General features: G+C 71.6%; 5 protein-coding genes and 1 pseudogene. 2 read left to right on the top strand and 4 right to left on the bottom strand.

The features are described from left to right. Positions 1 to 358 (top strand): annotated as a pseudogene (locus AC1MIR_RS09805) (hypothetical protein); the annotation flags it as partial. Between the two features lie 19 nt (positions 359 to 377). Continuing rightward, on the top strand, positions 378 to 1,292 hold the full coding sequence (locus AC1MIR_RS09800; RefSeq protein WP_480027983.1) for an AEC family transporter: 915 nt from the start codon (positions 378 to 380) through the stop codon (positions 1,290 to 1,292). A 123-nt stretch (positions 1,293 to 1,415) separates the two neighbouring features. Here AC1MIR_RS09800 and AC1MIR_RS09795 read toward each other — a convergent pair whose 3' ends face one another. From AC1MIR_RS09795 to AC1MIR_RS09780, 4 genes are all read right to left on the bottom strand, one after another. Next, positions 1,416 to 2,336, bottom strand: a complete 921-nt coding sequence (locus AC1MIR_RS09795) for an isocitrate lyase/PEP mutase family protein (RefSeq protein ID WP_480027982.1) — start codon at positions 2,334 to 2,336, stop codon at positions 1,416 to 1,418. Then, entirely contained in the window at positions 2,333 to 3,445 is a 1,113-nt protein-coding gene (locus tag AC1MIR_RS09790; protein WP_480027981.1) for an LLM class flavin-dependent oxidoreductase, read from the bottom strand. The genes AC1MIR_RS09795 and AC1MIR_RS09790 overlap by 4 nt, the downstream gene beginning before the upstream one ends. Positions 3,446 to 3,510: 65 nt before the next feature. Continuing rightward, a complete protein-coding gene (gene trpS / locus AC1MIR_RS09785; RefSeq protein WP_480027980.1) occupies positions 3,511 to 4,524 on the bottom strand; it encodes a tryptophan--tRNA ligase in 1,014 nt (337 codons plus the stop codon). A gap of 56 nt (positions 4,525 to 4,580) precedes the next feature. Continuing rightward, a complete protein-coding gene (locus AC1MIR_RS09780) occupies positions 4,581 to 5,264 on the bottom strand; it encodes a YggS family pyridoxal phosphate-dependent enzyme (protein ID WP_480027979.1) in 684 nt (227 codons plus the stop codon). Positions 5,265 to 5,426: the final 162 nt, after the last annotated feature.

Genomic DNA, 5,426 nt, shown 5'->3' with positions numbered 1-5,426 from the left:
GCCCGCCGGGGGGGGGGGGGGGGGGGGGGGGGGGGCCGGGGCGCCGGCCCCCGGGGGGGCCCCCCCCGGCGAGCTCCTCGGCCTTTCGCCGGAGGCGCTCCGCCAGCGCCTGGGCGAGCCGCGTCTGCGCCGGCCCGAAGGCCCGGCCGAGGTCTGGCACTACCAGGCCACCCAGTGCCATCTGGACCTGGTGCTCTATCCGGCCGATGGGCCGCGGCCGGGGCTGCGCGTGGCCTATGCCGCGGCGCGCTCCTTCGGCACGGCGCGGCGCGCCGAGGCGGCCTGCCTGCGCGACATCGCGCGCGACGCCTCCACCCGGCGCACGCCGGCCACGGGGCAGGCGCTGGCGGGGGCCTAGCCGCCGCGGCCCATCCGGCATGAACCTCGCTCCCTGGGCGGACGCCTTCGTGCCGGTATTCGGCCTGCTGGCGCTCGGCGCGCTGCTCAAGCGCCGCCTGCTGCGGGACGACGTGGTCTGGGCCGGGATCGAGCGCCTGGTCTTCTGGGTGCTGCTGCCCTGCCTGATCGCCGCCGCGCTGTCCGCCGTGCGGTTCGACACGCTGCCGGTCGGCGGCATGGCGGTGGCGCTGTGGGCGGCGCTTTCCGCCGGCGCGATGATGGCCGTCGGGCTGTCGCGCCTGCTCGGCCAGGGCCATGCGGCGATGACCTCGGTGCTGCAGGGGGGCATCCGCTTCAACAACCTGATGGGCTTCGCCATCGGCGGCGCGATCTGGGGCGCGGAGGGCATCGCCTATGCCGCGGTCGCCACCGGCATCATCGTGCCCTTCGTGCAGGCGGCGGCGACCATCGCCTTCGTCGCCGGCCGCGGCAGCGTGCGCGTGCTGGCGCTGTTGCGACAGGTGCTGCTGAACCCGCTGATCCTGGGCTGCCTCGCCGGCTTCGCGATCGGTCTGGTCGGCGGCCTGCCGCCCGGGTTGCAGCCCGCGGTGCGCAACCTCGGCAACGCCTCCGTCGCGCTCGGGCTGCTCTGCGTCGGCGCGGCGCTGACGCTGCAGGGGCTGGGCGACAGGCCGGCGACGCAGGCGGCGACGGCGGTCCTCAAGCTGCTGGTCATGCCGCTGATGACCTGGGCGCTCTGCGCGGCGCTCGACCTCGGCCCGCTGGCCACCGCCATCGCGGTGCTGTTCATGGCGCTGCCGACGGCGGCGACGAGCTATGTGATGGCGCGGGCGATGGGCGGCGATGCGAAGCTGATGGCCGCGATCACCACCAGCGAGCATCTGCTGTCCATGCTGACCCTGCCGGTGTGGGTGTGGCTGCTGACGCGCTGAGATTGGCGCCCTCAGACGCCGGGCGCCGCCTCCGGCGGCTTGGCTTCGCGCCACTGGGCGCGGGCCGCGTTCGCGGCCTCGGCCGCCTTCGGCGTCCGCCCCGCGTTGCTCCTCTCGGGGCGCCTACTCCGCCGGCAGCCGCAGATACCGATCCTCCAGCGCGCGCCAGGTCGCGTTGTCGAACAGCGACCACAGCTCGCCATGGCTGTACATGCGTGGCGCCATCGCGTTGCTGCTGCCGGTCTCCTTGAGGCTCGCCAGCATCTCCATCCCCGCCTTGGCGAACAGGCGCGTCAGCGCGTTGGGATAGATCGCCAGCCGGAAGCCCAGCGCCTGCAGCCGCTCCGCCGGCAGGATCGGCGTCCTGCCGCCTTCCACCATGTTCGCCAGCAGCGGCACGCCGGGGAAGGCGCGGCCGACTTCCGCCAACTCCGCCTCGCTCTGCGGGCTTTCGACGAAGATCACGTCCGCACCCGCCGCGCGATAGGCCTGCGCGCGCGCGATGGCGGCGGGCAGCCCCTCGCCCGCGCGGGCATCGGTGCGGGCGATCACCACGAAGTCGGGATCGCGCCGCGCCTCGATCGCCGCGCGGATGCGCATCACCATCGTCTCGACCGAGGCGATGACGCGGCCCGGCTCATGGCCGCATTTCTTGGGCCATTCCTGGTCCTCGATCTGGATCGCGGAGACGCCGGCGCGCTCGTATTCGCGCACGGTGCGGATCACGTTGATCGGCCCGCCATAGCCCGTGTCGCCATCCGCGATCACCGGGATGGAGACCACGTCGCAGATCCGCCGCACGCGATCGAGCATCTCCGCGAAGGACACCGCGCCGAGATCCGGCGCGCCCATCGTGCTGATCGAGACGCCGGCGCCCGTGATGTAGAGTGCCGGGAAGCCGCTCGCTTCCACCAGCCGCGCGCCGAGGCAATCGAAGGCGCCGGGCGCGAGGAACAGGCTCTCGCCCGCCAGCAACTCCCGCAGGCGACGATGGCGGCCGGGTGCGTCGGCCAGGCCGATGGGCAGGGTCGGCGTCGTGGTCATGCTGTCTCCTTGGCGGCTGTCGCGCGGATGTGCTGGCGGAAGCGCGGCATCACCTCCTCGGCCAGGCGGTGCATGGTCTCGCTCTCCCACGCCGCGTTCGGCCCGCTCCAGTCGAGGCCGGCCATCAGCAGGTGGTCGAAGGCGCCGATGCGCTCGCGCAGCGCGACCAGCTTGTCGAGCACCGTGGCCGGCGAGCCGGCGACGACGCAGTCCTCGATGATGGCTTCCAGCGTCACCGCCTCGTCCGGCGTGTCCTCGCGCGGCTTCAGCGTGCCGAGCTGCCCGGCGCGGCGGGCCAGCGAGGAGAGGTAGTGGAAGTAGTAGCGGTTGGCGGAGGCCGCATCGAACATGCGGTCACGCGCCTCCGCATCCGTCGCGGCGATGCAGAAATTTCGGGCGAGGCGCCACTCATTCCCGGCCTTCGCGCCCGCGGAACCGCGCGCGGCACTCAGCGTGCGGCCATGTCCTTCGACGATGCGCTCCGCGACGAAATTGGCGGACACCACGCCCCAGCCGCGCTCCACCGCCATCTTCACCCCAAAACTGTCGGCGCTGCGGGCGGTGATGGCGATGGGCGGATGCGGGCGCTGCCAGGGTTTCGGCATGGTGCCGACACCGAATTCGGGAATCACCGCATTGAAGATGCGCGCCGACCAGGTCGGGCCCGAGATGTCATAGGGCGGGTCCTGGCGCCAGATCGCGAGGATCGCGTCCATCGCCTCCAGCATGCGCTTGCCGCGCTGCATCGGATCGGTGTTGCCGAACAGCTCGAAATCCGAGGGCAGCCCGCCCGGCCCGATGCCGAGGATCAGCCGCCCGCCGGTCATGTGGTCGAATTGCGCGACCTCCGCCGCGACCTTCGCCGGGTGGTGGTTCGGCAGGTTGATCACGCCGGTCGCGAAGGTGAGCTTCGTCCGCGACGCCAGGGACGCCATGAACATCAGCGGCGAAGGGATCGGCTCCGAGGAGGCCGAGAAATGCTCGCCCACCCAGAGCTCGTCGAAGCCGAGCCGGTCGGCCAGCAGCGACTTTTGCGCGTCCTCGGACAGCAATTCGTGCATCGGCCGCTCGGGCGGATGCAGCGGCATCATGAACAGGCCGAGACGCATGGCCGTTTCCTTCCCCTTTGCCGCAAGCGTTACCGGCTGGACGCGTGGTGCGCCAGCCGCACCCCTCAGCGGCGCGGCAGGAAGCCCACCAGGCGCTCGGCCTCCTCGCAGATCGGCGTCGCGATCGCATCCGCGCGGTCGGCGCCGAGCCGCAGCGCCGCATCCAGCGCGGCGGGGTCCTGCAGCAGGCGGTTCATCTCGGTCCGGATCGGGTCGAGATGCGCCACCAGCGCCTCCGCCAGCACTTCCTTGAACGCGCCAAAACCCTTGCCGCCATGGTGTCGCAGCACGCCCGCATGGGTCTCGCCCGTGATCGCGGCCAGGATGCCGACCAGGTTGCGCGCCTCCGGCCGGCCTTCGAGCCCCGCCTCGCTCTCCGGCAGCGGCTCGGGGTCGGTCTTGGCGCGGCGGATCTTCAGCGCGATCGCGTCGTGGTCGTCGGTGAGGTTGATGCGCGACTGGTCGGAGGGATCCGACTTGCTCATCTTCTTCGTGCCGTCGCGCAGCGACATCACCCGCGCGGCGACGCCCTGGATCAGCGGCTCGATCGTCGGGAAGAAATCCACGCCGTAGTCGTGGTTGAATTTCTGGGCGATGTCGTTGGCCAGCTCCAGGTGCTGCTTCTGGTCGTCGCCGACCGGCACCTTGGTCGCGTGGTAGGTCAGGATGTCGGCCGCCATCAGGTTCGGATACACGTAGAGGCCGGCGCTCGCGGCCTCCCGGTCCTTGCCGGCCTTGTCCTTGAACTGCGTCATCCGGTTCAGCCAGCCGATCCGCGCGACGCAGTTGAAGATCCAGGCGAGCCGCGCGTGCGCATGCACATGCGATTGCAGGAACAGGATGCAGCGCTTGGGATCGAGCCCGCAGGCGATCAGCGCCGCCGCCATCTCCCGCGTCTGCCGTGCCAGCTCCTGCGGGTCCTGCCAGACGGTGATGGCGTGCAGGTCCACCACGCAGAAGATGCACTCATGCGTGTCCTGCATCGGCACCCAGTTGCGGATGGCGCCGAGGTAGTTGCCGAGGGTCGGCACGCCGGAAGGCTGGATGCCGGAGAAGACGCGGTTGTTGGTCGGGGCCATCTGGTCTGGCTCGCTGTGTTGATCGGCGGTGGTGTCGGGCGGGCGGCGCCGGTCCGTCAAGCCGCCGCGGGCGGGGCCTCGCGGTGGCCGAAGATCGCGGTGCCGACGCGCACCAGCGTCGCGCCCTCCGCGATCGCGATCTCGTAGTCGGCGCTCATGCCCATCGAGAGGCTCCTGAGCCCATGCTTCGCGGCGAGCTCGGCCAGCCAGGCGAAATGCGGCCGGGGATCGGCCTCCACGGGCGGGATGCACATCAGCCCCGAGATCGTCAGCCCATGCTCGTCACGGCAGGCCCTGACGAACGTATCAGCCTCGGCGCGGGGGATGCCGGCCTTCTGCGGCTCGTCCCCGGTGTTGACCTGCACCAGGAGTTCCGGCGTCCGGCCCTCCTTCCGCATCGCCTCGGCCAGCGCGGCGGCGAGCTTCGGGCGGTCCAGGCTCTCGATCACATCGGCCACGCGGACGGCGTCGCGCGCCTTGTTGGTCTGCAGGGCGCCGATCAGGTGCAGCCGCAGGTCGGGATGGGCCGGGCGCAACGGAGGAAACTTCTGCTGCGCCTCCTGCACGCGGTTCTCGCCGAACACGGTCTGCCCGGCGGCGAGCGCCTCCATCACCGCCTCGGCCGGATGCGTCTTGGAGACGGCGACGAGGGTGACCGAGCCGGGGTCGCGGTTGGCGCGCGCGCAGGCCTCGGCGATCCTGGCGCGGATGGCGGCGAGGTTGCGGGCGATGTCGGTCATGCGGGCGGTCCGGCGATGCGTGGCCGGACGCTAGAGCATTTTCGAGCCAAGCGGAATCGCTTGGCGACTCGGAAAATGCGGCAAAACAACGAGCTAGACCCGTTCCACCACGCCGGTCGCGGTGGAACGGGTCGAGATTGGTGGTCGCGCCGGGGGCAGCCC

The sequence above is a fragment of the Falsiroseomonas sp. RANM36 genome, from assembly GCF_056682175.1.
The sequence above is the reverse complement of the archived record's forward strand: the minus strand, read 5'-3'. Positions and strand labels throughout refer to the sequence as shown.

Bases quoted from the DNA above. Each gene is read 5' to 3' on its own strand.
- AC1MIR_RS09780 (WP_480027979.1), bottom strand. From the start codon at position 5,264: ATGACCGACATCGCCCGCAACCTCGCCGCCATCCGCGCCAGGATCGCC.
- AC1MIR_RS09800 (WP_480027983.1), top strand. From the start codon at position 378: ATGAACCTCGCTCCCTGGGCGGACGCCTTCGTGCCGGTATTCGGCCTG.
- trpS (WP_480027980.1), bottom strand. From the start codon at position 4,524: ATGGCCCCGACCAACAACCGCGTCTTCTCCGGCATCCAGCCTTCCGGC.
- AC1MIR_RS09790 (WP_480027981.1), bottom strand. From the start codon at position 3,445: ATGCGTCTCGGCCTGTTCATGATGCCGCTGCATCCGCCCGAGCGGCCG.
- AC1MIR_RS09795 (WP_480027982.1), bottom strand. From the start codon at position 2,336: ATGACCACGACGCCGACCCTGCCCATCGGCCTGGCCGACGCACCCGGC.